Origin of the sequence: Pseudomonas sp. YQ_6 (assembly GCF_043103245.1) — a bacterium.
GTDB lineage: Bacteria > Pseudomonadota > Gammaproteobacteria > Pseudomonadales > Pseudomonadaceae > Aquipseudomonas > Aquipseudomonas alloputida.
Map to the genome: position 1 here is coordinate 48,681 of NZ_JBICJR010000045.1, position 24,616 is coordinate 73,296.

A 24,616-nucleotide genomic window follows, 5' to 3' on the forward strand; every position below is an offset into this window, starting at 1 on the left:
TTCAATGCCGTGCCTGATTCACCGCATCGCCCATTGGCTGTCGGCCGGTTGCCTTTCTGGCTTGCTGTCCGCTCCCCAGGTACTGGCCGACGACCCTGCCAGCCAGCAGCTGCGCGATCAACAGCATGGGCTGCGGCAGCTGGAGCAACAGCAGCGGCTGGAACGCTGGCAGCGTATACCCGTCCCGGCTGAACCGACCAACAGCACTTCCCTCCGCCCGCACGACGATCACTGCTGGGCAGTCGATGGCGTGCGCGTGGCGGGCATGCACCGGCTTTCGAACTCGGCACTTGCGCCCACCATCCGTGCGCTCACGCCTGCCTGCATGGGTATCGCCGACATCAACCGGCTGCTCAAAGCCATCACCCAACGTTATGTACAAGCCGGCTACCCAACCAGCCGCCCCTACCTGCGGCAGCCCCCAGCAGAGGGCATGCCGTTGGACATCGTCATTGTCGAAGGCTTTGTCGAAACCATCGAACTGGCAGGCCCCGACCTGCCCCTGTCTCTCTCCAGTGCCTTCCCAGGCCTGCTTGGGCAGCCACTGTACCTGCCCGACCTTGAGCAAGGCCTGGACCAGCTCAACCGCCTTCGCGCCTATGAACTGGGCGCCACCTTGCTGCCCGGTGAACTGCAGGGCGGCACCCGCGTGGTCGTGCAGCCGGGCAAGGTTGCATCACGCTGGCACCTGGACAGCCGCTTCGACAACCGGGGCAGCGAGCTGACCGGCCGCCACCGCGTCAACCTCGGCATTGGCCTGGACAGCCCGCTTGGCCTCAATGATGAGCTGCGCCTGTCGTTGACCCGCACGGTGCTCGATACGCCCGGCCAAAGCCAAGGGATATCGTTGTACTACAGCATCCCCTACGGCGCCTGGACCTTTGCCCTCAGCGCCAGCCAGCTAAGCTATCAAGCCCCCCTCCCCTACAGCGACAAGGCTGCCGACGGCAGCAGCAGCTATCAGGGCCTGAGTGTCGAGCGGGTATTGTGGCGCAACCAGCAAGGCATGCTCAGCGCCAGCGCCCGTCTGGACCGCAAGCAGCTGATCAACCGCAGCGCTGGCGCGGTTATCGTCCAGCAGAGCCCGACGCTGGCCACGGTAGAGGCCGGCATCAACCTGCTGTGGCTCGAAAGTGGCCTGTGGAACGGTTACTTCGGCGTTGCCCAAGGCATTGACGCATGGGGTGCCGACAGCTCGCCCCTGGGTGCTCAACGCCTGCGCCCGGACTTTCGCAAGTACCGCGCCAACCTGCTGCACCTGCGTCAAGGCCCGGCACCCAGCCCTTGGCGCTGGCAGAGTGAGCTGGCCATGCAGTACAGCCGCGACCCGCTGCCTGCCGTCGAACAGCTGCTGGTCAGCGACGATTCGGCTGTCCGCGGCTTTCGTCTGCACACTTACTCCGGTGCCAGCAGCGCCGTCTGGCGCAATACATTCAGCCAGGCGCTGCCACGGATCTTGGCACCCCCCTTCGAGATACGCCCCTACATCGGCCTGGACCTGGGCTGGGTTCGCACCGCCGAAGGCAAACAGTCACAGCGCCTGGCCGGGGCCGCCGCAGGGTTGGAACTGAGCCTGCCCGGCAGCCGCCTGCGCCTGGACTACCAACGCGCCTTGTACACCAGCGACCTGCCCCGCCGGCGGCTGGAGCCCGGCTTCTGGGTGCTGGACTGGACCCTGAGCATCTGATTCACCCACAACAAAGAGAACGAGAAAATGCAAACACTCTCGCAGTTACCGCCTGTTCGCCCGGATACCTTGCGCTGGGCAATCTTCCTCGCCGTGCTCGGGCCCAGCGCCGCACTGGCTCAGACAGGACTGGAAGCAGCCAGCGGCCCCGGGGGGACCCCGGTCATCCACAACGGCCACGGGGTGCCGGTGATCGACATCGTGCCGCCCAACGCCACGGGGCTGTCACACAACCAGTTCATCGACTACAACGTTGCCACCCCGGGCCTGGTGCTGAACAACGCCACCGCAGCCGGGCAGTCGCAACTGGCCGGCGCCCTGGCGGCCAACCCGCAGTTTCAGGGCCAGGCCGCCTCGACCATTCTTAACGAAGTGGTCAGCCGCAACGCCTCGCTGATCGAGGGGCCGCAGGAAATCTTCGGGCGCCCGGCCGACTACATACTGGCCAACCCCAATGGCATCACCCTCAATGGCGGCAGTTTCATCAACACCACCCGCGCAGGCTTCGTGGTGGGCACCCCGCAATTCGAGGAGCAACAGCTCAGGTACCTCGATACGCTAACGGCCGGTGGCACCCTGCAGGTACTGGAGCATGGCCAGGGCAATGCCGGTGGCGCACTCGAACTGATCGCACCGCGCGTGGACAGCAAAGGCCTGCTCATGGCCAGCGAAACGCTCGACATCACCGTCGGTCGCAACCGTATCAACAGCCGCAACGGCGAGGTGGTCGAACACCTGCCCAGCCCCTCTTCGAGCATTGATGCCAGCCTGTTCGGCGCCATGCGCGCCGGGCGTATCCGTGTGGTAAGTACTGCCGAAGGCGCCGGTGTGCGTGTGGGGGCCTCGCAGATTCTGGGCACCGAGGGGGTCGACATCAGCTCGGCCGGGGGCCTGCATGTCAGCGGCAGTGGCGACCGCCCGACCGAGCTGCGCAGTGAGCGTGGCGTACTGAAACTCACTGCTGCCGATGACCTGATGCTTGAAACGGTTGACGGCCAGGCCCTGCGGATCGAAGCAAGGGCTGGCAAGAAGCTCACCCTGGACGCCAAGACAATCGAGCACATCAAGCACGACAGTGACAGCTGGAACAAGAAGTTCTGGTTCGTCACCCGTGAAACCTACAACCGCAAGACCACCACCACCCACCGGCAACAACAGGGCAGTCAATTACTGGGCACTGACAGCGTGCTGCTGCAGTCCGGCGACGACTTACGCATGACCGCAGCGAAGGTGGACGCCGGTAACGAGCTGATGGTCGACAGCGGTGCCGGCCTGGACATCCTCGCCGGCATCGACAGCAAACGCACCGAACAGAAGGTGCGTCATCGCAAGGATTTATGGCGCGGTGACAGCGATAGCGACCAACTCAAGGAAACCGCAAAGGGCAGTACCCTGAGCGCCGGGCACATGTCGATAAAGGCAAGCGACAACCTCAACGTAAAGGGCAGCAGCCTGCACAGCCGCGGCGATCTGGCTATCCAGGCAAAACAGGCCGACATCGGCACCACCACCTTGCAGGAACACGGTACCCAACGCGACTACCGAGGCGATCTGGTGTCCGGCACATTTTTTGGTGACCGCAAAGGTAACGACACCGAGGGCCAGGTCGTTGCAGGCAGCACCATAACCAGCGATGGCGAGCTCACTGTGAGCGCCGACCAGGTCGCCATCAAAGGCAGCACCGTGTTCGGTAAACAGGACGCGGTGCTCTACAGCGATAACGGTTCGCTGGCCATCGAGGCAGACCATGGCAGCACGACCTCCACCCAGCGCACCAGCGACAGTAAACTGTTCGGCCTGATCGGCAGCAAGCACGAAAGCACGGACCGCAAACAGCAGGTACTGGTCAGCGACGTCAGCTCGACCAGCAACCTGCGCCTGGCCAGCGCCGAAGAGATGCGCATCCAGGGCGCCAAGGTTGCCGCTGGCAAGCATCTGCAAGTCGAGGCCAAAGGCGACCTGCTGATTGGCAGTGCGCAATCGGTCGATGAGCGCGAAACCCGCGACCAACAACGGGGTTTCACGGCCAGTGCCAGACAGACCCAGGAAGCTGAGGATGGCAAGCCCGAGTCTCGCCAGTACGCGGCTGGCGTGGCGTATGAGGTCGTGACCACCACCAGCAAGCAGCGCACGACCAACCAGGTTGCCAGTGAGCTCAAGGGCGCCTCGGTGGACATGAGCAGCAGCGCGCACCTGCAGGTCAACGGCAGCAAGGTCCAGGCCACTGCCGGCGATCTCGATGTGCAGGCGCGGGAGGTGACACTGGGGGCGACCCGCAACGACCGTGACACAACCACCCGTACCACCGAAAGTGGTGGCGGGCTGACGGTAACCGGTGGCATCGACCGCCTGGGCAGTTTGTTCGAAGGCCATCACAACCGCGAGGTGCAAGCCGAACGCGACAGCAAGGTGCAGCGCAGCGAGTTGCAGGCCAGCGGCGATCTGAAATTGCGCAGTGATGCACTGCTCACTGAGGCCGCGCACGTCGAGGCCGGCAACACCCTGCAGGTGACCGCCAAACGCATCGACAACCGTGCAGCTCAGGATACCTATGAACATGAACAAAGCCGTGACGACTGGTCGGGTAGCCTGGGCGCCAGTATCGAATACCGCGACCTGACCCGCCCTATCGAACGCCTGGTGCTGGGTGAGGAAGCCCCGCGCTTCCAGCAAGCTTCGCCCGAAGACGCCATGGCACCGCCCAGCGTGGGGGCCGACATGACGGTCGAACACCTCAAGCGCCTGGAAAACCAGCGCCGTGGCATTGCTCAGGTCAGCGAGTTGTCTGCAGCAAAGGTCGAGGTCAAGGCTGACACACTGGCCGACCAGGGCACAGCCTGGCGGGCCAATGCCGGCTCGCTGAAAATCGAGGCGCAGCAGCACCAGGTGAGCGCCGCCGAAAATACCCAGGAAACCACCGTTCAACGCCTGGCCTATGGTGGCGACGCCCGCCTGGACACCAGCACCGGCGAGGACTTGAATGTACGCGCCGCCGGCAAAGGAGGGTCGCTGGATAAAAAGGATATCGCCAGCACCGCCGTGCCCGGCAGCCTCTACGGGCAACAGGGTATCCAGGTACAGCTGGGCAGCGATGGCCGCTACGAAGGGGCCCGCATCGATGGCGGTGAAGGCAGCGTGGTCATGCACAGTGCAGGGTCGTTGGCCCTACCCCAGGCGACCGACCAGGCCGAACAGCAGTCACGCCAGCTCGATGGCAATGCCTGGGCCAAAGTCGGCAACCGCCCGGGCAGCACCGGTGTCGATGGCCGGGGCTATCTGGACCATGGCCAGAAGCTGAGCACGCAGAGCAAGGCACAAGTGGCACAAATCGACGCCAAGGGCGAAGTTCAACTGACCAGCACAGGCGACCTGTTGCTCGAAGGCACCCGCATTGGCAACCGCGAGGCCAAGGCCGGCGACATACGGGTGCAAAGCGGCGGCCAGTTGCAGGTCAAGGCGGCCAGTAACACCCAGCAGGCCACAGGCGCCAACCTGGGTGGCGGCATGGAGCTGGCGGCCAAGGCTGGCCAGACCCAGGGGGGAGCCATAGGCGGCCACTTCAGTCACGGCAAGCAGGACGAACATGCGCGTCAGGCGGTCGATGCCCAGTTTGCCAGCAACGGCACACTGACCCTGACCAGCAGCGCCCGCGAGGACATCGCCCTGCACCTGCAAGGCCTGCAGGCCTCGGCCGAACAGATCACCCTCGACGCCTCCAATGGCGGCATGCTGGTTGAAGCCTCTTCCAGCCAGGAGCGACGCGACAACCTCGACATCTCGGCCGGCGCCGGTTTCAACATGGCCAAGGGCGCCTTGGACACCCGCGGCCTGCATGGTCGGCTCAAGGTTGAGCTCGACAAGCGCGACAACCTCACCTGGAATACCAGTGACCTGCGCGCCGAGCGCATCGACCTGCAAAGCCGCGGCGATACCCGCATCGAGAGTGCCACCCTGGATGCAGGGCATATTGGCGGCACAGTCGACGGTGACCTGCGCATCGCCAGCCTCAAGGACAACGTCAACACCCTGAGCGTGAAGGGCGATGTCAGGCTGAGCCAGGAGAAAAACCCGCAGGGCTATGTCAACGCGGCCAAATCGGTGGCTGGCCCGCTGGGAGGCAAGGTCGAGACAAAGGCCGGTTCGGCCCTGAGCAAGGCAGACCCAGGGTTCTCACCGACCGTCAGCCTCGACGTGTCGCATGCACAGCGCGACAACGTAGCGCGTCAGACCATGCTCAAAAGCAGCGACGGCATCGACCTGCAGGTCGGTGGCAACGCTCATCTGGTAGGGGCACGCTTGCAGTCGGCCAAAGGCGACGTGAGGCTCGACGCCAACTCAGTCACCCAGGAAACGCTAAGCGGCAATGACTATCGCCGAGACCTGTCGTTGGATGCGTCCAACTCACCGGTGGATCTGGGCACGGCAATCGCCGAGATAGCCAAAAGCAAAATGGCGGCGGATGGGGAAAATGCGCTGGACCTGGGCGTGTTGAGAACCAGTGGGCATAGTCGCAGCGAGCAATGGGTTTCGAGCATGCAAGGGAAGAAGCACTAAGACGTAATCGCGGCCCTGGCAATTTGGGGGCATCAGAAATCTTGTGCCCTGCTGCTGACACCCAGACACCGCGTGTCCCCCGCTTCCATAGCGAATACCACAGCCCCATGGGCTTGTGATTACTCTGTGGGAGCGGGCTTGCCCGCGAAGAGGCCGGTACAGGTCAAGCCAGCCTGTGCAGCCCCCGCCACCGATCCAGCCCAAGCAACACCAGCCCTATCCCCCAGAAACCCGCCAGCACCCCGAGGGCGTTGAGCATCACCTGCCCATACCCCAGGCTGGCCACATCAATGAACGGGTAGGCATAGACGCCAATCTCACTCCCCCGCCACAACGCATAACCAAAGTAGACCGCCGGGTACACCGCCCACACCAGCAAATGCCATAGCCGCAACCTGCCCTTGGGCACCTCGCACCACCAGTACACGGCATACAGCACCGGCATCACGTCGTGCAGCAACTCGTCCGCCAGCCATTGCCAACCCTGTGGTTGCCACAAATGACGCAGCAGCACGCTGTAGGCCAGCGCCACCAGCACGATACTGGCGGCCACTGCAGAGCTTACCGATGGCGACAGGAAAAAGCGTTTGCCACGGCCTTCCCGGCCGAATGCGGCATAGCTGAGCACCGTCGCCACCAGGGTATTGGTCAGCACGGTGAAGTAGCCGAACACATTGATCAGGCCGCCAATCAAGCTGGCCTGTTCCTGCCAACGCGCCAGCAGTACCAGGTTCACCTGCACGGCCAGGCCGAACCAGCCCAGCACGGCCATGCCGGTCAGCCAAGGGCGACGCGACATGTCAGGCCTGGCGCTGCAGCTTCACGTACAGCTGCTCGACCTTCTCCCGCGCCCACGGTGTTTTGCGCAGGAACGTCAGGCTCGACTTGATGGTCGGGTTGCTCTTGAAGCAGCGCACATCGATGCGCTCGGCCAGGCCATGCCATTGGTAATGCGCCACCAGCTCGGTGAGGATCTGTTCAAGGGTCTTGCCGTGCAGCGCGTTGTGTTGGGCCGTGCTCATGCTGTGCTCCGTAGGAAAGATGCGCACCTTACACGAGTGTAGTGGTGGGCGGGATCCGTCGAGTCGACAGAAAAATCGCTGGCCAGAGGCAAAACCTCTGTGATGGAATAGTTATGTTATGTTGTAACACTAAAAAGCATCTGCCAAGGAACGCCCCATTCCCATGCTGTACACACCGCTTCGCCTCTCCCCCCTTGCCGTCGCACTTTGGCTGGCTGCATCCCCCAGCCAGGCCGTAGAACTTGAGCCGCAGGTCATCACCGCCAACCCGTTGGGCAACCGCCAACTGGCGGCTCCCAGCACCGTGCTCGAAGGCGACAACCTGCTGCAACAGCAGCACGGCAGCCTCGGTGAAACCTTGAACAAGCAGCCCGGTGTTGCCTCTACCTGGTTCGGCCCTGGCGCCAGCCGACCGGTGATCCGCGGCTTGGATGGCGACCGCATTCGTATCCTGCGCAATGGCGTCGGTGCCCTGGATGCCTCGTCGCTGTCCTATGACCACGCCGTGCCCCTGGACCCGGTGACGGTCGACCGCGTCGAAATCGTCCGCGGCCCGGCCGCCTTGCTGTATGGCGGTAATGCCATTGGCGGCGTGGTCAACACCTTCGACAACCGCATCCCGGACTCGCCGATCGAGGGCATCCACGGTGCCGGTGAACTGCGTTACGGCGGCGCCGACACCACCCGCAGCAGCGCCGGCAAGCTGGAGGCCGGCGACGGCGCCTTCGCCCTGCACCTGGATGCCAACAGCCGCCAGTTCAACGACCTGCGCATCCCGGGCTACGCGCGCAGCGCCAAGGTGCGCGATGCCGACGAGCCCGGCAGCAAACACCGCCTGGAAAACAGCGACGGTCGCCAGGACGGCGGCGCAATCGGTGGTAGCTACCACTGGGACCACGGCTACGCCGGCCTGTCGTACAGCGGTTACGACAGCAACTATGGCTCGGTGGCCGAGTCCGGCGTGCGCCTGGACATGAAACAGGATCACTACGCCTTCGCCTCCGAACTGCGCGACCTCGACGGCCCGTTCAGCTCAGTCAAGGTAGATGCCGGTTACACCGACTACGAACACAGCGAAATCGAGGAAGGCGAGGTCCATACCACCTTCAAGAACAAGGGCTACGAAGCCCGCATCGAAGCCCGTCACCAGCCGCTAGGACCGGTGGAAGGGGTCATTGGGGCCCAGGTCAGCCGTAACGAATTTTCGGCCCTCGGCGAGGAAGCCTTCGTCCCGCATACCGATACCGACAGCGTGGCGCTGTTCATGCTCGAACAGTGGCAAGCCACCGAGCGGCTGAACCTGAGCCTGGGCGCGCGCATGGAGCACACCCGCGTAGACCCAGACGCCAAAGGCAACGAGAACTTCGTCGACGCCGACAGCGCCAGCAGCTTCAACGCCTTTAGCCTGTCGTCGGGAGCTGTGTACCAGTTCGACCCAATCTGGTCGCTGGCCGCTAACCTTGGCTACACCGAGCGCGCCCCTACCTTTTACGAGCTGTACGCCAATGGCGCGCACGTAGCCACCGGCGCGTTTGAAGTCGGTGACACCGGCCTGAACAAGGAAAAGGCCATTTCCGCCGACCTGGCGCTGCGCTTCGACAACGGCACCCACAAGGGCAGTGTTGGGGTGTTCTACAGCCATTTTCGCAACTACATCGGCCTGATCGGCACGGGCAACCTGCGTGAGGGCGGACATGATCACGACCATGACGAGGATGACCACGACCACGATCATGACGACGGCTTCCCGGAATACCAGTACCAAGGCGTGCGGGCGCGCTTCTACGGGATCGAGGCCCAGGACCGCTGGCAACTGGTCGAGAACCGTTACGGCAGCTTTGCGCTGGAGTTGTCCGGTGACTACACCCGGGCCAAGAACCTGGACAGCGGCGAGCCACTGCCCCGCATCGCCCCGCTGCGCCTGAACAGCGGCCTGGTCTGGGAACTGGACCGCTGGCAGGCGCGGGTAGACGTGCAGCACGCTGCGTCGCAGCACCGCAAACCCGCCAACGAAACCAGCACCGATGGCTACACCACCTTGGGCGCGAGCGTTGGCTACCGCTTCGACATTGGTCAGAGCCAGTGGTTGGCGTTTGTGCGCGGCGAAAACCTGACCGACCAGACCGTGCGCTATGCCAGTTCGATCCTGCGCGATATCGCACCGGCGCCGGGGCGCAGTGTGGAAGTCGGGTTGCGTACCACCTTCTGAACCACAAGCGACGAAGATCGGTGTAGAAACGGGTTCACCCGCGAATACGATGGTAGGACAACCGGCGCATTCGCGGGTGAACCCGCTCCTACACCTGCCTCGATTAATGACGACTGTTGCCCGTTCAACAACAATCCTCTGCGACAATTTGTCTTTTTTTCTTATAACTTCCCCTATATCCTCCCCGCCGCAAGCTGAAACGCTTCATCGAACAATCTTGTCGCCATATCCATTGAGGGGCCCGCCCTTCGATGCGCTTGCCGTTTTTTTCAATAATCAAAAGATAGCGCTATCTCATGTTCCAACTGCCTAAAACCTGCTACATCGGCCTCGCCCTCAGTGCCTTGGCAACCCCCGCCGGCGCCAGCGAAATGTTCGCCAGCGACTCCCCTTGGATGCTCGGCGACTGGGGCGGAACCCGCAGCGAACTGCTGGAAAAGGGCTACGAGTTCACCCTTGGCTACACTGGCGAGATGGGCAGCAACCTGCACGGCGGCTACGACCACGACCGCACCGCGCGCTACAGCGACCAGTTCACCTTCGGCAGCCACCTGGACCTGGAGAAGATCCTCGGCTGGCACGACACCGAATTCCAGCTGACCGTCACCGAGCGCCACGGCGACAACATCAGCAACGACCGCATCAACGACCCGCGTGTCGGCGGCTTCACCTCCGCCCAGGAAGTCTGGGGCCGCGGCGAAACCTGGCGGCTGACGCAGATGTGGATCAAGCAGAAGTACTTCGACGGTGCGCTGGATGTGAAATTCGGCCGCTTCGGTGAAGGCGAGGACTTCAACAGCTTCCCTTGCGACTTCCAGAACCTGGCCTTCTGCGGCTCGCAGGTGGGCAACTGGGTGGGTGGCATCTGGTACAACTGGCCAGTCAGCCAGTGGGCCCTGCGCGTGCGCTACAACCTTACCCCTGAGCTGTACGCACAGGTCGGCGTCTTCGAGCAGAACCCTTCCAACCTTGAATCTGGCAATGGTTTCAAGCTCAGCGGCAGCGGCACCCAAGGTGCGGTAATGCCGTTCGAACTGGTATGGACCCCACGTATCCAAGGCTTGAAAGGGGAATATCGTGCCGGCTACTACTACAGTAATGCCAAGGCACAAGATGTTCTCAAGGACAGCAACGGTCAGCCGGCCGCCATCAGCGGCGCCGCCTACCGCAGCAGCTCGAGCAAGCACGGCTTGTGGATTGGCGCCCAGCAGCAGGTCACCTCGCTGGCGTCCGACCAGTCACGCGGCTTGAGCGTGTTCGCCAACGCCACCGTGCATGACAAGAAGACCAATGCCATCGACAACTATGTGCAGGCAGGACTGGTATTCAAAGGGCCCTTCGATGCCCGCGCCAAGGACGACATCGGTTTCGCCCTGGCCCGCGTACACGTCAACCCTGCCTATCGCAAGAACGCCCGCCTGGCCAACCAGGCCGCCGGCCTCTACGACTACGACAACCCAGGCTTCCTGCCCGTGCAGGACACCGAGTACAGCGCCGAGCTGTACTACGGCATTCATTTGGCCGACTGGCTCACGGTACGCCCCAACCTGCAGTACATCCGCCACCCGGGCGGGGTGTCGCAGGTCGATGGCGCCCTGATCGGCGGCCTGAAGATCCAGAGCAGTTTCTAACCCCTTTTTTGACCTGACGGAGAACCTACGATGAGCACTGAAGGTGCGAACCAAGGAAGCCGCTGGCTACCGCGCCTGATTGGCGCGCTGCTGTTGCTGATGGGCCTGGCCCTGCTGGCCGGCGGTATCAAGCTGAGCCAGCTGGGCGGATCGCTGTACTACCTGATCGCCGGTATCGGCTTTGCCCTTTCGGGCATCCTGCTGCTGGCCCAACGCCAGATCGCCCTAGGCCTGTATGGCCTGGTGCTGCTGGGCAGCACCGTTTGGGCCCTGCTCGAAGTGGGCCTGGACTGGTGGCAACTGGTGCCCCGTCTGGCCATCTGGTTCGCCATCGGCGTGGTACTGCTGCTACCGTGGGCACGTCGCCCGCTGATCGGCCCGGCCAGCAAAGCCAATACTGCACTGCTCGGCCTGGCAGTGGTCGCTTCGGGCGCTTGCGCGCTGGGCAGCCAGTTCACCCATCCCGGTGAAGTGTTCGGCGAACTGGGCCGCGACAGCAGCGAAATGGCCAGTGCCGCACCGGCCATGCCCGACGGCGAATGGCAGGCCTACGGCCGTACCGAGCATGGCGACCGCTACTCGCCGCTGCACCAGATCACCCCGCAGAACGCCTACCGTCTGGAAGAGGCCTGGCGCATTCGCACCGGTGATCTGCCAACCGAAAACGACCCGGTGGAGCTGACCAACCAGAACACCCCGTTGAAGGTCAACGGCATGCTGTACGCCTGCACCGCGCACAGTCGCCTGCTGGCGCTGGACCCGGACACTGGCGCGGAAATCTGGCGCTACGACCCGCAGGTCAAGAGCCCGACCGGGACCTTCAAGGGCTTTGCCCACATGACCTGCCGTGGCGTCTCGTACTATGACGAAAACCGCTACGTCAGCCGCGACGGCAGCCCGGCACCGAAAATTACCGACGCAGGCCAGGCGGTGGCCCAAGCCTGCCCGCGTCGTCTCTACCTGCCGACTGCAGATGCCCGCCTGATCGCCATCAACGCCGACAACGGCAAGGTCTGCGAAGGTTTCGCCAACCAGGGCGTGATCGACCTCACCACCGGCATTGGCCCGTTCACCGCCGGCGGCTATTACTCCACCTCGCCTGCTGCGATTACCCGTGACCTGGTGATCATCGGTGGCCACGTCACCGACAACGAGTCGACCAATGAGCCGTCCGGGGTGATCCGCGCCTACGACGTGCACGACGGCCACCTGGTGTGGAACTGGGACAGCAACAACCCGGACGACACCAAGCCATTGGCTGCCGGCAAAATGTACAGCCGCAACTCGGCCAACATGTGGTCGATCGCCAGCGTCGACGAAGACCTTGGCATGATCTACCTGCCGCTGGGCAACCAGACCCCGGACCAGTGGGGCGCCGACCGCACCCCGGGCGCCGAGAAGTACAGCGCCGGCGTGGTCGCCCTTGACCTGGCCACCGGCAAGGCACGCTGGAACTACCAGTTCACCCATCACGACCTGTGGGACATGGACGTCGGCAGCCAGCCGACCCTGGTACACCTGAAAACCGACGATGGCGTGAAACCGGCGATCATCGTACCGACCAAGCAAGGCAGCCTGTACGTGCTCGACCGCCGCGACGGCACGCCAATCGTGCCGATCCGCGAGATCCCCACCCCACAAGGCGCAGTGGAAGGCGACCACACCTCGCCCACCCAGGCCCGCTCCGACCTCAACCTGCTCGGCCCAGAGCTGACCGAACAGGCCATGTGGGGCGCCACGCCTTTCGATCAGATGCTGTGCCGCATCCAGTTCCGCGAGCTGCGCTACGAAGGCCAGTACACCCCGCCATCCGAACAAGGTTCGTTGGTCTACCCCGGCAACGTCGGTGTATTCAACTGGGGCAGCGTGTCGGTCGACCCGGTGCGCCAGCTGCTGTTCACTTCGCCCAACTACATGGCGTTCGTGTCGAAGATGGTCCCGCGTGAGCAGGTTGCCGAAGGCAGCAAGCGCGAAAGCGAGACCAGCGGCGTGCAGCCGAACACCGGTGCACCGTATGCAGTGACCATGCACCCGTTCATGTCGCCGCTCGGCGTACCGTGCCAGGCACCCGCCTGGGGCTACGTCGCCGCCATCGACCTGTTCACCAACAAGGTGGTGTGGAAACACAAGAACGGCACCACCCGGGACAGCAGTCCGGTGCCGATCGGCCTGCCGGTTGGCGTGCCAAGCATGGGTGGCTCGATCGTCACCGCCGGTGGCGTCGCCTTCCTCAGCGGCACGCTCGACCAGTACCTGCGAGCCTATGACGTGAACAACGGCAAGGAGTTGTGGAAAGCTCGCCTGCCAGCGGGTGGCCAGGCTACGCCGATGAGCTACACCGGCAAGGACGGCAAGCAGTACGTGCTGGTGACTGCCGGCGGCCATGGCTCGCTGGGCACCAAGATGGGCGATTACATCATCGCTTACAAATTAGCTGAGTAAGCGACACCGCTCCCACAGGCTCAACCCTGTGGGAGCGGCCTTGTGTCGCGATTGGGTCGCGCAGCGGCCCCAACGCTCTAGAATGCTGGATGGATTCTGGGGCTGCTGCGCAGCCCAATCGCGACACAAGGCTGCTACCGAACCATTGAAACCCATCCCTCCCCGCCCCATCTAAGCACCATAGTCATTCACGCAGGTGCCCCATGAGCGACCAGCAGGATTTCCCGGAACACCCGGACGAACACAGCGAAGTCGAACACACCCTCCAGGCCGAAACCGGCCACGCCCTCGCCCTGCCCGGCCAGCAGCTGCCGGACAAGGTCTACGTCATCCCGATCCACAACCGCCCGTTCTTCCCGGCCCAGGTACTGCCGGTCATCGTCAATGAAGAACCCTGGGCCGAAACGCTCGACCTGGTGGCCAAGTCACCGGACCACTGCCTGGCGCTGTTCTTCATGGACACCCCGCCAGAAGACCACCGCCACTTCGACACCTCGGCACTGCCGCAGTACGGCACGCTGGTCAAGGTGCACCATGCCAGCCGCGAAAACGGCAAGTTGCAGTTCGTCGCCCAGGGCCTGTCCCGGGTGCGCATCCGCAACTGGCTCAAGCACCACCGCCCGCCCTATCTGGTCGAAGTCGAATACCCGCGCCAGCCCGCCGAGCCGACCGACGAGGTCAAAGCCTACGGCATGGCACTGATCAACGCGATCAAAGAGCTGCTGCCGCTCAACCCGCTGTACAGCGAAGAGCTGAAGAACTACCTCAACCGCTTCAGCCCCAACGACCCTTCGCCGCTCACCGACTTCGCCGCCGCGCTCACCTCGGCCACCGGCAACCAGTTGCAGGAAGTGCTCGACTGCGTGCCCATGCTCAAACGCATGGAAAAGGTACTGCCAATGCTGCGCAAAGAGGTGGAAGTCGCACGCTTGCAGAACGAGATTTCGGCCGAGGTCAACCGGCAGATCGGCGAGCACCAGCGCGAGTTCTTCCTCAAGGAACAACTCAAGGTCATCCAGCAGGAGCTGGGGCTGACCAAGGACGACCGCAGCGCCGACCTCGAACAGTTCGAACAGCGCCTGGAAGGCAAGACCCTGCCGCCCCAGGCACGCAAGCGCATCGATGAAGAGATGGGCAAACTGGCCATCCTGGAAACCGGCTCACCCGAATACGCCGTCACCCGCAACTATCTGGAATGGGCCACCGCCCTGCCGTGGGGCGTGTACGGCAAAGACAAGCTCGACCTCAAGCACGCGCGCAAAGTCCTCGACCAGTACCACTCCGGCCTCGACGACATCAAGGAGCGCATTCTCGAGTTCCTCGCCGTGGGCGCCTGGAAAGGCGAGATCAGCGGTTCGATCGTGCTGTTGGTAGGCCCGCCCGGGGTGGGCAAGACCAGCATCGGCAAGTCCATCGCCGAATCGCTTGGCCGGCCGTTCTATCGCTTCAGCGTCGGCGGCATGCGTGACGAAGCCGAGATCAAGGGCCACCGCCGCACCTACATCGGTGCTCAGCCTGGCAAGCTGGTGCAGGCCCTGAAAGACGTCGAAGTGATGAACCCGGTGATCATGCTCGACGAAATCGACAAGATGGGCCAGAGCTACCAGGGCGACCCGGCCTCAGCGTTGCTGGAAACCCTCGACCCCGAGCAGAACGTCGACTTCCTGGACCACTACCTGGACCTGCGCCTGGACTTGTCCAAGGTGCTGTTCGTGTGCACTGCCAACACCCTCGATTCGATTCCCGGGCCGTTGCTCGACCGCATGGAAGTGATCCGCCTGTCTGGCTATATCACCGAAGAAAAACTGACCATCGCCAAGCGCCACCTGTGGCCCAAGCAGCTGGAGAAGGCCGGCGTTTCCAAGACCAGCCTCAGCATCAGCGACAGCGCCCTGCGCCTGGTGATCGACGGTTATGCCCGCGAGGCCGGCGTGCGCCAGCTGGAGAAGCAACTGGGCAAACTGGTGCGCAAGGCCGTGGTCAAGCTGCTGGAAAACCCCGACGCCAAGCTTAAGATCGGCACCAAGGACCTGGAGACCGCACTCGGCATACCCGTGTTCCGCAGCGAGCAGGTACTGGCTGGCAAAGGCGTCATCACCGGCCTGGCCTGGACCAGCATGGGCGGCGCCACGCTGCCGATCGAGGCGACCCGCATCCACACCCACAACCGGGGCTTCAAGCTGACCGGCAAGCTGGGGGATGTGATGAAGGAGTCTGCCGAAATCGCCTACAGCTACATCAGCTCCAACCTCAAGCAATTTGGCGGGGATCCAGGTTTCTTCAACGAAGCGTTCATCCACCTGCACGTCCCCGAAGGCGCCACGCCGAAGGACGGCCCCAGTGCCGGCATCACAATGGCCAGCGCTTTGCTTTCACTGGCCCGCGACCAGTCTGCCAAAAAAGGTGTCGCCATGACGGGCGAGCTGACCCTCACCGGTCAGGTACTGCCGATTGGCGGCGTGCGCGAGAAGGTGATTGCAGCGCGGCGGCAGAAGATTTTCGAACTGATCCTGCCGGAGCCTAACCGCGGTGACTTCGAAGAACTGCCGGACTACCTGCGCGAAGGCCTGACAGTGCATTTCGCCAAGCGCTTTGCCGACGTGGCGAAAGTGCTGTTCTAGCCTGCACCGGCCTCTTCGCGGACAAGCCCGCGCCTGCACGGGTACACTATCCCTTCAGGCGCGGGCTTACTCGCGAAAGGGTCGGCACAGGCAGCACAAATTTCCTCGATCATCGGGTATCCTCAGGCCATCGCCAGCCTTCGGAGCCACCATGACCTCTCCTCGTCTGCTCGTTCCCCTGAGCTTCGCCCTGCTTTCTGCCTGCGCGCAACAACCCTCGCAGCCTGTTGACCTGGACGCCGAAAGCGAATGCCCCAAGCGCCTGCAGGTCGGCCAGATCCTCACGCTTACCCTGCCCAGCAACCCCACCACCGGCTACCGCTGGCTGGTACAGAACCCGGCGCCCAACGTATTGCAAAGCCTTGGCCCCGAGGTTTACAGCGCGCCTGAAGACACCGGTATCGTTGGCAGCTCGGGCCTATCGACCTGGCGCTTCCAGGCCCGCGCTACGGGCGAAGGGAACCTGGTGTTGGTCTACCAGCAACCCTGGGCCCCGGAAGTGCGCCCGGTACAGACCTTCGATTGCAGCATCCGGGTCAATTGAACGCAAAGCGCTGGTCAGCCAACCATGCATCAAGGCTGCGGTTTGGCTAGAATGCGCCCCCTGCCTATCACCAGCCGCCTGGATTCGCCGTGAGCAAACAACCCGACCGCCTTTTCTCCCAACCCCTGGAGCAGGTGCCCGACTTCGTCTTCAACGAAGACGTCGTGCGTGTGTTCCCGGACATGATCAAGCGCTCGGTGCCCGGTTACCCAACCATTGTCGAGAACCTCGGGGTTCTGGCCGCTCGGTTCGCCCAGCCAGGCACCGCACTGTACGATCTGGGTGCATCGCTGGGTGCCGTTACCCAGTCGCTGCGGCGCCATGTGCGCAGCGACGGCTGCAGGGTAATCGCGGTGGATAACTCCGCCGCCATGGTCGAGCGCTGCCGCCAGTACCTCACTGCGCAGGATTCGATGTTCCAGGAGTTGCTGCCAGTGCACGTGCTGGAAGCCGATATCCTTGCCCTGCCCTTCGAGCCCGCCTCGGTAGTGGCGATGAACTTCACCCTGCAGTTCATCGCACCTGACCAGCGCCTTGAACTGCTCGGGCGAATCCGCCAGGCGCTGCTGCCCGGCGGCGCGCTGATTCTGTCGGAAAAGCTGCGCTTCGCCGATGAGCAAGAGCAGGACCTGCTCAATGAACTGCACCTGGATTTCAAACGGGCCAATGGCTACAGCGAACTGGAGATCGCCCAGAAGCGCAGCGCCATCGAAAACGTGATGAAGCCCGATACACTCGAAACCCACCAGGAACGCCTACGCGCAGCCGGCTTCTCGAAAGTGGTCCCTTGGTTCCAATGCCTTAACTTCGCCTCGTTGATAGCCCTGCCATGATCGATCTGTCTCCCCTCGTCCGCCGCCTGACGGGCACGCCCCTGGCTTCCTGGTCGCAAGGCCTGCAAGCACAACTGGACGCCAAGCTGGAAAAGGGTCACGGTGACCTCGACCGCTGGCGCGGGGCGCTGGAAGCCCTGCCCGCCCTGCAACCCAGTGAGATCGACCTGGTCAACGGGTTGCGTCTGGATTGCGACTGCGACGACGCCACCCGCGCGCAGATGCGCCAGGCACTGATGGGCCTGTCGCCTTGGCGCAAAGGGCCGTTCGACCTGTTCGGCGTGCACGTTGACACCGAATGGCGTTCGGACTGGAAGTGGTCACGGGTCGGCCCGCACCTGGACCTCAAGGGCAAGCGTGTACTCGACGTGGGCTGTGGCAATGGCTACTACCAATGGCGCATGCTCGGCGCCGGCGCAGACATGGTGATTGGCGTCGACCCCAACTGGCTGTTCTTCTGCCAGTTCCAGGCCGTGCAGCAATACCTGCCGGAGTTGCCGGCCTGGCACCTGCCGTTCGCCCTGGAAGACCTGCCCGCCAACCTGGAAGGTTTCGATACCGTGTTTTCCATGGGCGTGTTCTATCACCGCCGCTCGCCCATCGAGCACTTGCTGGCGCTCAAGGACTGCCTGGTCAAGGGTGGCGAGCTGGTGCTGGAAACGCTGGTTATCGAGGGCGACGAAAACCAGGTGCTGGTGCCTGAGGACCGCTACGCACAGATGCGCAACGTCTGGTACCTGCCGTCGGTACCGGCGCTGGCCCGCTGGTTGCGCCGTGCCGGCTTCAGCGATGTGCGCTGCGTCGACGTGAGCGTGACCAGCGTCGAGGAGCAGCGCAGCACCGATTGGATGCGCTACCAGTCACTGAGCGACTTCCTCGACCCGAACGACCACAGCAAGACCGTCGAAGGCCTGCCTGCCCCTCGCCGCGCCACCCTGCTGGCGCGCAAATGAGAAAGGCGCCCGCAGGGGCGCCTGAATACACTTGCGGCGAGGAGCCGACAAATCAGCGCGAAGCCGCCACGATCAGCGCCTTCATTTCGGCCACAGCAGCCTTGAAGCCGACAAACAGGGCATGCGCCACCAGCGCATGACCAATGTTCAGTTCATTGATACCCTTGATCGCCGCTACCGCCTCGACGTTGTGGTAGTGCAGCCCGTGACCCGCATTGACGATCAGCCCCTGCCCCACGCCAAACGCCACACCCTCGACGATACGCTTGAGCTCTTCAGCCACATCGGTGGGGGTTTCGGCATCGGCATAACGGCCGGTGTGCAGCTCGATGGCCGGTGCACCAACCCGACGCGAAGCCTCGATCTGCCGTTCGTCGGCGTCGATGAACAGCGACACCTCGGCACCGGTACGCGCCAGCCGTTCCACTGCAGCCTTGATCCGCGCTTCCTGCCCTGCCACGTCCAGGCCACCTTCGGTGGTCAGCTCCTGACGGGTTTCGGGTACCAGGCAGATGTGCGCCGGCCGAATCTTTTCGGCAAAGGCCATCATCTCTTCGGTGACGCCCATCTCGAAGTTCATGCGGGTCTGCAGTACATCCTTGAGCAGCACGACGTCACGCTCCTGGATGTGCCGGCGGTCTTCGCGCAGGTGCACGGTGATGCCATCGGCGCCTGCTTCCTCGGCGTCCAGGGCAGCCTTGACCGGGTCAGGGTAGCGCGTGCCACGGGCCTGGCGCAGGGTCGCCACGTGGTCGATGTTGACGCCAAGAAGCATGCGGTTGCTGTGAGTCACGAAAGGCTCTCCTGAGGATTGAGCCCAACAGCATACGTCCTGATCAGCGCTTGCGAAACAGTTCCCGGCTGACCAGCGGTTTTGCCCCCAGGTGAACTGCCAGTGCCTGGCGCATCAGCCGCTTCGCGGCAAGCAAGGCGCCAGGGGCATCCCAGTCGGTTTGGGCCAGGGCCAGCAGTTCGGTGCCACGGAACAGGCCGGGCTGCGCCAGCTCAACACGCTCCAGGCCGGCGTCAACGCGCAAGCGGTACAGGCCATCGGCGGCAATGGGCTGCTCGTTGACGTCATGGTGCAAGGAAAACGCATAACCGAGTTCGTCCAGCAGCCGCCATTCGAACGAGCGCAGCAGGGGTTCCAGCGGTCGACCGGCGCTCAGTGCCTGCAAGGTCAAGGTGTAGTGCTCGAACAGGGCCGGGAACGGCGCTTCGGCAGGCAACAGGCGCATCAGCAGCTCATTGAGGTACAGCCCGCTGAACAGCGCATCGCCGTGAAGCCAGGCGGCGATGCCGGTGCTGTCCATGCGGCTGACATTCTTCAGTTCGCCACGCCCACGCAGCTCCACCTCCAGCGACACGAACGGGCGCACCAGACTACCGCCCTTACCCCGCGCGCGACGCAACACGGCACGCATGCGGCCCTGCGGGGTGAAGAAATCTACCAGCGCGCTGGTTTCCTTGTAGGCACGGCTGTGCAGTACGTAGGCTGGCTGGCCGACAGGTTGTTCCATTAAAAATCACTCGCGCCTAAAGTTGCACCGGCCCTTGTGGGAGCGGCCTTGTGTCGCGAAAAGGGCCGCAAAGCGGCCCCAGATTTTTAGCTTCGCAGCATAAATCGCCGGGGCTGCTGCGCAGCCCTAACGCGACACAAGGCCGCTCCTACAGGGACCAGCGCGCGGCTTACAGGTCGCCGTAGCCCAGCGAACGCAGTGCGCGCTCGTCGTCGGACCAGCCGCCCTTTACCTTGACCCACAGGTTGAGCATGACCTTGGAATCGAACAGCACTTCCATGTCCTTGCGCGCCTCGGAACCGATGCGCTTGATGCGCTCGCCCTTGTCACCAATGATGATTTTCTTCTGGCCATCGCGTTCAACCAGGATCAACGCGTGAATGTGCAGCACATGGCCCTGCTGCTTGAACTCCTCGATCTCCACGGTGATCTGGTACGGCAACTCCGCGCCCAGCTGACGCATGATCTTCTCGCGTACCAGTTCAGCGGCCAGGAAGCGGCTGCTACGGTCGGTGATCTGGTCTTCGGGGAAGAAATGATCGTTCTCGGGCAGGTGCTTGGCGATCTGTGCTTCCAGCGCTTCAAGGTTGTGCCCCTGCTGTGCGGAAATCGGCATCACCTCGGCGTTCGGCAGTTGCTCTTGCAGCCACTGCAGGTGCGGGATCAGCTCGGCTTTCTCTTCCATGCGGTCGGTCTTGTTGACCGCGATGATCAGCGGGCCGGTGACATACTGCACGCGCTCCAGAACCAGTTGGTCCTCGTCGGTCCACTTGGTACGGTCGACCACGAAGATAACCACGTCGACGTCCTTCAGGGCCGCCGAGGCGTTGCGGTTCATGTAACGGTTCAGGGCCTTGTCGTTGGCCTTGTGCATACCGGGGGTATCGACGTAGATGGCCTGCACATCACCTTCGGTCTTGATGCCGAGCATGTTGTGGCGGGTGGTCTGCGGCTTGCGCGAGGTAATCGCCAGCTTCTGGCCCAGGATGTGGTTGAGCAGGGTCGACTTGCCGACGTTGGGACGGCCGACAATGGCTACGTAGCCGCAGCGGGTCGGGTTGCTATCAGTCATTGCCATTCTCCACGCCCAGGGCGATCAGTGCAGACGCGGCGGCGACTTGCTCGGCAATACGCCGGCTAACGCCTTGACCACGGCTCTTGTTGTTCAGCAGTACCACTTCGCATTCGACGAAGAAGGTCCGGCAGTGTGGTTCACCCTGGATATCCACGACTTCGTAACGCGGCAGCTCACAGCTGCGCGACTGCAGGAACTCTTGCAGGCGGGTTTTCGGATCTTTATTGGTGTCGACCAGTGTCAGGCCTTCGAACTCATCGGCCAGCCAGGCCAGGATGCGCTCCCGGGCGGTGTCCATGTCGGCGTCCAGGTAGATGGCACCAATCAGTGCCTCCAGGGCGTCGGCCAGGATCGACTCGCGGCGAAAGCCGCCGCTCTTTAGTTCTCCAGAACCCAGGCGCAGGTAATCGCCCAGGTCAAAACCACGGGCCAGACGGGCCAGGGTCTCACCCTTGACCAACCGCGCACGCAGCCGCGACAACTGGCCTTCGCGGGCCTGCGGAAAACGCTCGAACAGCGCTTCGCCGGCAACGAAGTTGAGAATGGCGTCACCGAGGAACTCCAGGCGCTCATTGTTGCGCCCGGCGTAACTGCGATGGGTCAGCGCCAGGAGCATCTGGTCCTGGTTCTTGAAGGTGTAACCGAGCTTTCGCTCCAGACCGGCAAGGGAAGCACTCATGCGGCCACCCGATCGTTGTTCAACGCGTTGTTCAAATCAACATCCTGAAAGACTGTTTGGCTGTGGTCCGCCGATCGATTTGCGGCGAATCTCCCGATCCCTGAGAACACAGCCTATGTCAGAAATGCATTCGGCGCTGTCTGCTGGACAGCGCCGATGGGTATCAATGGATCAGGCCAACCCGCGACAGGTTGGGCAAGTGGCTGAGTTTGGGCTCTGGCCAGCTCATCCACACCGCGAAGGCCTTGCCGACAATGTTCCGGTCCGGAACCATGCCGTGCAGTTCCTTGGGAATGTTCGGGTCATCCCAGAAACGGCTATCGTTGGAGTTGTCGCGGTTGTCGCCCATCATGAAGTAATGGCCCGCAGGTACGGTCCACTGCTGGTCCGGCGGCATGCGATAACGGCTCATTTCCTTGCGGATCAGGTGTTCGGCCGCGCCGAGCTTTTCCTTGTACAGCTGAGCACTGCCCAGGGTACCCGGCTCGCTGCCCACCAGTTGTTCGGCAACGGGCTGGCCGTTGACGAACAGCCGCTTGTCGTTGGTGTAGCGGACCACGTCGCCCGGCAGGCCAACCACACGCTTGATGTAGTTGACATTCGGGTCGCTCGGGTAACGGAACACCATCACATCCCCGCGTTGCGGGTCACCGACCTCGATGACCTTCTTGTCGATCACCGGCAGGCGAATGCCGTACGAGAATTTGTTCACCAGGATGAAGTCGCCCACTTCCAGGGTCGGTTTCATCGATCCCGAAGGAATCTGGAACGGCTCGACCAGGAACGAACGCAGCACCAGCACGATGAACAGCACCGGGAAGAACGACTTGCCGTACTCGACCAGCAACGGCTCCTTGTTCAGCCGTTCGACCACCGCCATCTCAGGCTGGCTGACGCTGCCCTGATAGTTGGCGATTGCCGCACGCCGGCGCGGGGCCAGGAACAGCAGGTCGATCAAGCCCAGCAGACCGCAGATGAAGACGGCGATGACCAGCAACAGCGGGAAATTTAGCGACATAGGACCTAGCTATCCAACCTGAGCACGGCGAGGAAGGCTTCTTGTGGAATTTCCACATTGCCCACCTGTTTCATGCGTTTCTTACCGGCCTTCTGCTTCTCCAGCAGCTTCTTCTTACGGCTGACGTCACCGCCGTAGCACTTGGCCAGTACGTTCTTTCTGAGCGCCTTGACGGTTGTCCGCGCAATGATCTGGCCGCCAATGGCTGCCTGGATCGCTACGTCGAACATCTGCCGAGGGATCAGTTCCTTCATCTTCTCGGTCAACGCACGGCCTTTGTAGGCCGCGTTGTCGCGGTGCACGATCAATGCCAGGGCATCGACCTTGTCGCCGTTGATCAGCACGTCCAGCTTGACCAGGTTGGCCGACTGGTAGCGATCGAAATGATAATCCAGCGAAGCATAGCCGCGGCTGGTGGATTTGAGGCGGTCGAAGAAATCGAGCACCACTTCGTTCATCGGCATGTCGTAACGCACCTGCACCTGGCTGCCGAGGAACTGCATGTCGCGCTGTACGCCACGCTTCTCGATGCACAGGGTGATGACGTTGCCCAGGTGCTCCTGCGGAACCAGGATGGTCGCGGTGACGATCGGCTCGCGGAAGTCGGCTACAGCCGAGACGTCCGGCAGCTTGGACGGGTTGTCGACAACAATGGTTTCGCCAGTTTTCAACTCCAGCTCGTAGATCACGCTGGGTGCGGTGGTGATCAGGTCCAGGTCGTATTCGCGCTCCAGGCGCTCCTGGATGATCTCCATGTGCAACATGCCCAGGAAACCGCAACGGAAGCCAAAGCCCAGCGCGTCGGAGCTTTCCGGCATGTACTGCAGCGAGGAGTCGTTCAGGGTCAGCTTCTGCAGAGCGTCGCGGAAATCCTCGAAGTCGTCGGAACTGACCGGGAACAGGCCGGCATAGACCTGCGGCTGGATCTTCTTGAAGCCTGGCAACACCTCGACTTCAGGGGTCGAGGACAGGGTCAGGGTGTCGCCAACCGGGGCACCGTGGATGTCCTTGATGCTGGCGATGATGAAGCCTACTTCGCCGGCTTTCAGATCAGCAGTCTGGGTGTGTTTCGGGGTGAAGACACCGACGCTGTCGACCAGGTGCACCTTGCCGGTGGACTTGACCAGGATCTTGTCGCCTTTCTTGACGCGGCCCTGGCGCACGCGCACCAGCGAGACCACACCCAGGTAATTGTCGAACCAGGAGTCGATGATCAGCGCTTGCAGCGGTGCATCGATCTCACCTTCTGGCGCGGGGATGGTGTGCACCAGGCGCTCGAGCACCTCGTCAACGCCCATACCGCTCTTGGCGCTGCAGGCCACGGCGTCGGTGGCATCGATACCGATGATCTTCTCGATCTCGTCCTTGACGCGGTCCGGGTCGGCCTGGGGCAGGTCCATCTTGTTCAGGACCGGCATGACCTCCAGGCCCTGCTCGATGGCGGTGTAGCAGTTGGCTACGGACTGGGCCTCCACGCCCTGGCCGGCGTCAACCACCAGCAGTGCCCCCTCACAGGCCGCCAGCGAGCGCGAGACTTCGTAGGTGAAGTCGACGTGGCCGGGCGTGTCGATGAAGTTCAGCTGGTAGGTCTTGCCGTCCTGCGCCTTGTAGTGAAGCGTGACGCTGTGGGCCTTGATGGTGATACCGCGCTCACGCTCCAGGTCCATGGAATCGAGCACCTGGGCTTCCATCTCGCGCGCCGACAGGCCACCGCACATCTGGATGAAACGGTCAGCCAGCGTCGACTTGCCATGGTCGATGTGGGCGATGATGGAGAAATTGCGGATATGACTCAAATCACTCACGGGTCAACACTCGAAAAGGCTGC

At 63.0% G+C, this 24,616-nt stretch carries 17 protein-coding genes; 9 read left to right on the forward strand and 8 right to left on the reverse strand.

The genetic code is table 11. From position 1 onward, the window contains the following. The first annotated feature begins 4 nt into the window (after positions 1-4). Together ACF8FG_RS14425 and ACF8FG_RS14430 are read left to right on the forward strand one after the other, a co-directional pair. Positions 5-1,687: a ShlB/FhaC/HecB family hemolysin secretion/activation protein gene (locus ACF8FG_RS14425; RefSeq protein ID WP_019436550.1), complete on the forward strand. Its 1,683-nt coding sequence runs from the start codon at positions 5-7 to the stop codon at positions 1,685-1,687. A gap of 27 nt (positions 1,688-1,714) precedes the next feature. Beyond that, the gene (locus ACF8FG_RS14430) at positions 1,715-6,241 is read left to right on the forward strand and encodes a hemagglutinin repeat-containing protein (RefSeq protein ID WP_392518913.1); all 4,527 of its coding nucleotides are present in this window, start codon (positions 1,715-1,717) and stop codon (positions 6,239-6,241) included. Between the two features lie 163 nt (positions 6,242-6,404). Here ACF8FG_RS14430 and ACF8FG_RS14435 read toward each other — a convergent pair whose 3' ends face one another. Together ACF8FG_RS14435 and ACF8FG_RS14440 are read right to left on the reverse strand one after the other, a co-directional pair. Next, positions 6,405-7,040 (reverse strand): Pr6Pr family membrane protein, encoded by a 636-nt coding sequence (locus ACF8FG_RS14435; protein ID WP_014592204.1) that lies wholly within the window; start codon positions 7,038-7,040, stop codon positions 6,405-6,407. Between the two features lies 1 nt (position 7,041). Then, a complete protein-coding gene (locus ACF8FG_RS14440) occupies positions 7,042-7,263 on the reverse strand; it encodes a VF530 family DNA-binding protein (RefSeq protein ID WP_012053596.1) in 222 nt (73 codons plus the stop codon). A 163-nt stretch (positions 7,264-7,426) separates the two neighbouring features. Here ACF8FG_RS14440 and ACF8FG_RS14445 point away from each other — a divergent pair, with 163 nt between their 5' ends. The 7 genes from ACF8FG_RS14445 to cmoB all read left to right on the forward strand — a co-directional run bounded on the left by ACF8FG_RS14445 (position 7,427) and on the right by cmoB (position 18,496). Next, complete coding sequence (locus ACF8FG_RS14445) at positions 7,427-9,472, forward strand: TonB-dependent receptor (RefSeq protein ID WP_014592205.1); 2,046 nt, start codon at positions 7,427-7,429, stop codon at positions 9,470-9,472. A 296-nt stretch (positions 9,473-9,768) separates the two neighbouring features. Continuing rightward, complete coding sequence (locus ACF8FG_RS14450) at positions 9,769-11,103, forward strand: carbohydrate porin (RefSeq protein ID WP_014592206.1); 1,335 nt, start codon at positions 9,769-9,771, stop codon at positions 11,101-11,103. 30 nt (positions 11,104-11,133) lie between these two features. Then, positions 11,134-13,545: a glucose/quinate/shikimate family membrane-bound PQQ-dependent dehydrogenase gene (locus ACF8FG_RS14455; protein WP_119713334.1), complete on the forward strand. Its 2,412-nt coding sequence runs from the start codon at positions 11,134-11,136 to the stop codon at positions 13,543-13,545. A gap of 203 nt (positions 13,546-13,748) precedes the next feature. Next, positions 13,749-16,166, forward strand: coding sequence for an endopeptidase La (gene lon, locus ACF8FG_RS14460; protein ID WP_014592208.1), 2,418 nt, complete (start codon positions 13,749-13,751; stop codon positions 16,164-16,166). A 151-nt stretch (positions 16,167-16,317) separates the two neighbouring features. Beyond that, positions 16,318-16,710 carry a protease inhibitor I42 family protein gene (locus ACF8FG_RS14465; RefSeq protein WP_014592209.1) on the forward strand — a complete coding sequence of 131 codons (393 nt, stop codon included), beginning with the start codon at positions 16,318-16,320 and terminating at the stop codon, positions 16,708-16,710. A gap of 89 nt (positions 16,711-16,799) precedes the next feature. Further along, complete coding sequence (gene cmoA / locus ACF8FG_RS14470) at positions 16,800-17,543, forward strand: carboxy-S-adenosyl-L-methionine synthase CmoA (protein ID WP_014592210.1); 744 nt, start codon at positions 16,800-16,802, stop codon at positions 17,541-17,543. After that, a complete protein-coding gene (gene cmoB, locus ACF8FG_RS14475; RefSeq protein WP_014592211.1) occupies positions 17,540-18,496 on the forward strand; it encodes a tRNA 5-methoxyuridine(34)/uridine 5-oxyacetic acid(34) synthase CmoB in 957 nt (318 codons plus the stop codon). Before cmoA ends, cmoB begins: the two co-directional genes overlap by 4 nt. Positions 18,497-18,548: 52 nt before the next feature. On the opposite strand, the gene pdxJ is transcribed toward cmoB, so the two are convergent. The 6 genes from pdxJ to lepA form a co-directional block, all read right to left on the reverse strand. Next, positions 18,549-19,271 (reverse strand): pyridoxine 5'-phosphate synthase, encoded by a 723-nt coding sequence (pdxJ, locus tag ACF8FG_RS14480; RefSeq protein ID WP_232968682.1) that lies wholly within the window; start codon positions 19,269-19,271, stop codon positions 18,549-18,551. 61 nt (positions 19,272-19,332) lie between these two features. Then, positions 19,333-20,016, reverse strand: a complete 684-nt coding sequence (gene recO / locus ACF8FG_RS14485) for a DNA repair protein RecO (protein ID WP_014592213.1) — start codon at positions 20,014-20,016, stop codon at positions 19,333-19,335. Between the two features lie 169 nt (positions 20,017-20,185). Further along, on the reverse strand, positions 20,186-21,088 hold the full coding sequence (era, locus tag ACF8FG_RS14490) for a GTPase Era (protein ID WP_003252061.1): 903 nt from the start codon (positions 21,086-21,088) through the stop codon (positions 20,186-20,188). Then, the gene (gene rnc, locus ACF8FG_RS14495) at positions 21,081-21,770 is read right to left on the reverse strand and encodes a ribonuclease III (RefSeq protein WP_003252059.1); all 690 of its coding nucleotides are present in this window, start codon (positions 21,768-21,770) and stop codon (positions 21,081-21,083) included. The genes era and rnc overlap by 8 nt, the downstream gene beginning before the upstream one ends. 163 nt (positions 21,771-21,933) lie before the next feature. Continuing rightward, on the reverse strand, positions 21,934-22,788 hold the full coding sequence (gene lepB, locus ACF8FG_RS14500) for a signal peptidase I (protein WP_003252057.1): 855 nt from the start codon (positions 22,786-22,788) through the stop codon (positions 21,934-21,936). A gap of 5 nt (positions 22,789-22,793) precedes the next feature. Further along, positions 22,794-24,593 carry a translation elongation factor 4 gene (gene lepA, locus ACF8FG_RS14505; protein WP_010952535.1) on the reverse strand — a complete coding sequence of 600 codons (1,800 nt, stop codon included), beginning with the start codon at positions 24,591-24,593 and terminating at the stop codon, positions 22,794-22,796. Positions 24,594-24,616 lie beyond the last annotated feature (23 nt).

What these genes read in the sequence shown, in the direction of transcription:
- ACF8FG_RS14425 (WP_019436550.1), top strand. Translation starts at nt 5, where the DNA reads ATGCCGTGCCTGATTCACCGCATCGCCCATTGGCTGTCGGCCGGTTGC.
- ACF8FG_RS14430 (WP_392518913.1), top strand. Translation starts at nt 1,715, where the DNA reads ATGCAAACACTCTCGCAGTTACCGCCTGTTCGCCCGGATACCTTGCGC.
- ACF8FG_RS14435 (WP_014592204.1), bottom strand. Translation starts at nt 7,040, where the DNA reads ATGTCGCGTCGCCCTTGGCTGACCGGCATGGCCGTGCTGGGCTGGTTC.
- ACF8FG_RS14440 (WP_012053596.1), bottom strand. Translation starts at nt 7,263, where the DNA reads ATGAGCACGGCCCAACACAACGCGCTGCACGGCAAGACCCTTGAACAG.
- ACF8FG_RS14445 (WP_014592205.1), top strand. Translation starts at nt 7,427, where the DNA reads ATGCTGTACACACCGCTTCGCCTCTCCCCCCTTGCCGTCGCACTTTGG.
- ACF8FG_RS14450 (WP_014592206.1), top strand. Translation starts at nt 9,769, where the DNA reads ATGTTCCAACTGCCTAAAACCTGCTACATCGGCCTCGCCCTCAGTGCC.
- ACF8FG_RS14455 (WP_119713334.1), top strand. Translation starts at nt 11,134, where the DNA reads ATGAGCACTGAAGGTGCGAACCAAGGAAGCCGCTGGCTACCGCGCCTG.
- lon (WP_014592208.1), top strand. Translation starts at nt 13,749, where the DNA reads ATGAGCGACCAGCAGGATTTCCCGGAACACCCGGACGAACACAGCGAA.
- ACF8FG_RS14465 (WP_014592209.1), top strand. Translation starts at nt 16,318, where the DNA reads ATGACCTCTCCTCGTCTGCTCGTTCCCCTGAGCTTCGCCCTGCTTTCT.
- cmoB (WP_014592211.1), top strand. Translation starts at nt 17,540, where the DNA reads ATGATCGATCTGTCTCCCCTCGTCCGCCGCCTGACGGGCACGCCCCTG.
- pdxJ (WP_232968682.1), bottom strand. Translation starts at nt 19,271, where the DNA reads ATGCTTCTTGGCGTCAACATCGACCACGTGGCGACCCTGCGCCAGGCC.
- recO (WP_014592213.1), bottom strand. Translation starts at nt 20,016, where the DNA reads ATGGAACAACCTGTCGGCCAGCCAGCCTACGTACTGCACAGCCGTGCC.
- era (WP_003252061.1), bottom strand. Translation starts at nt 21,088, where the DNA reads ATGACTGATAGCAACCCGACCCGCTGCGGCTACGTAGCCATTGTCGGC.
- rnc (WP_003252059.1), bottom strand. Translation starts at nt 21,770, where the DNA reads ATGAGTGCTTCCCTTGCCGGTCTGGAGCGAAAGCTCGGTTACACCTTC.
- lepB (WP_003252057.1), bottom strand. Translation starts at nt 22,788, where the DNA reads ATGTCGCTAAATTTCCCGCTGTTGCTGGTCATCGCCGTCTTCATCTGC.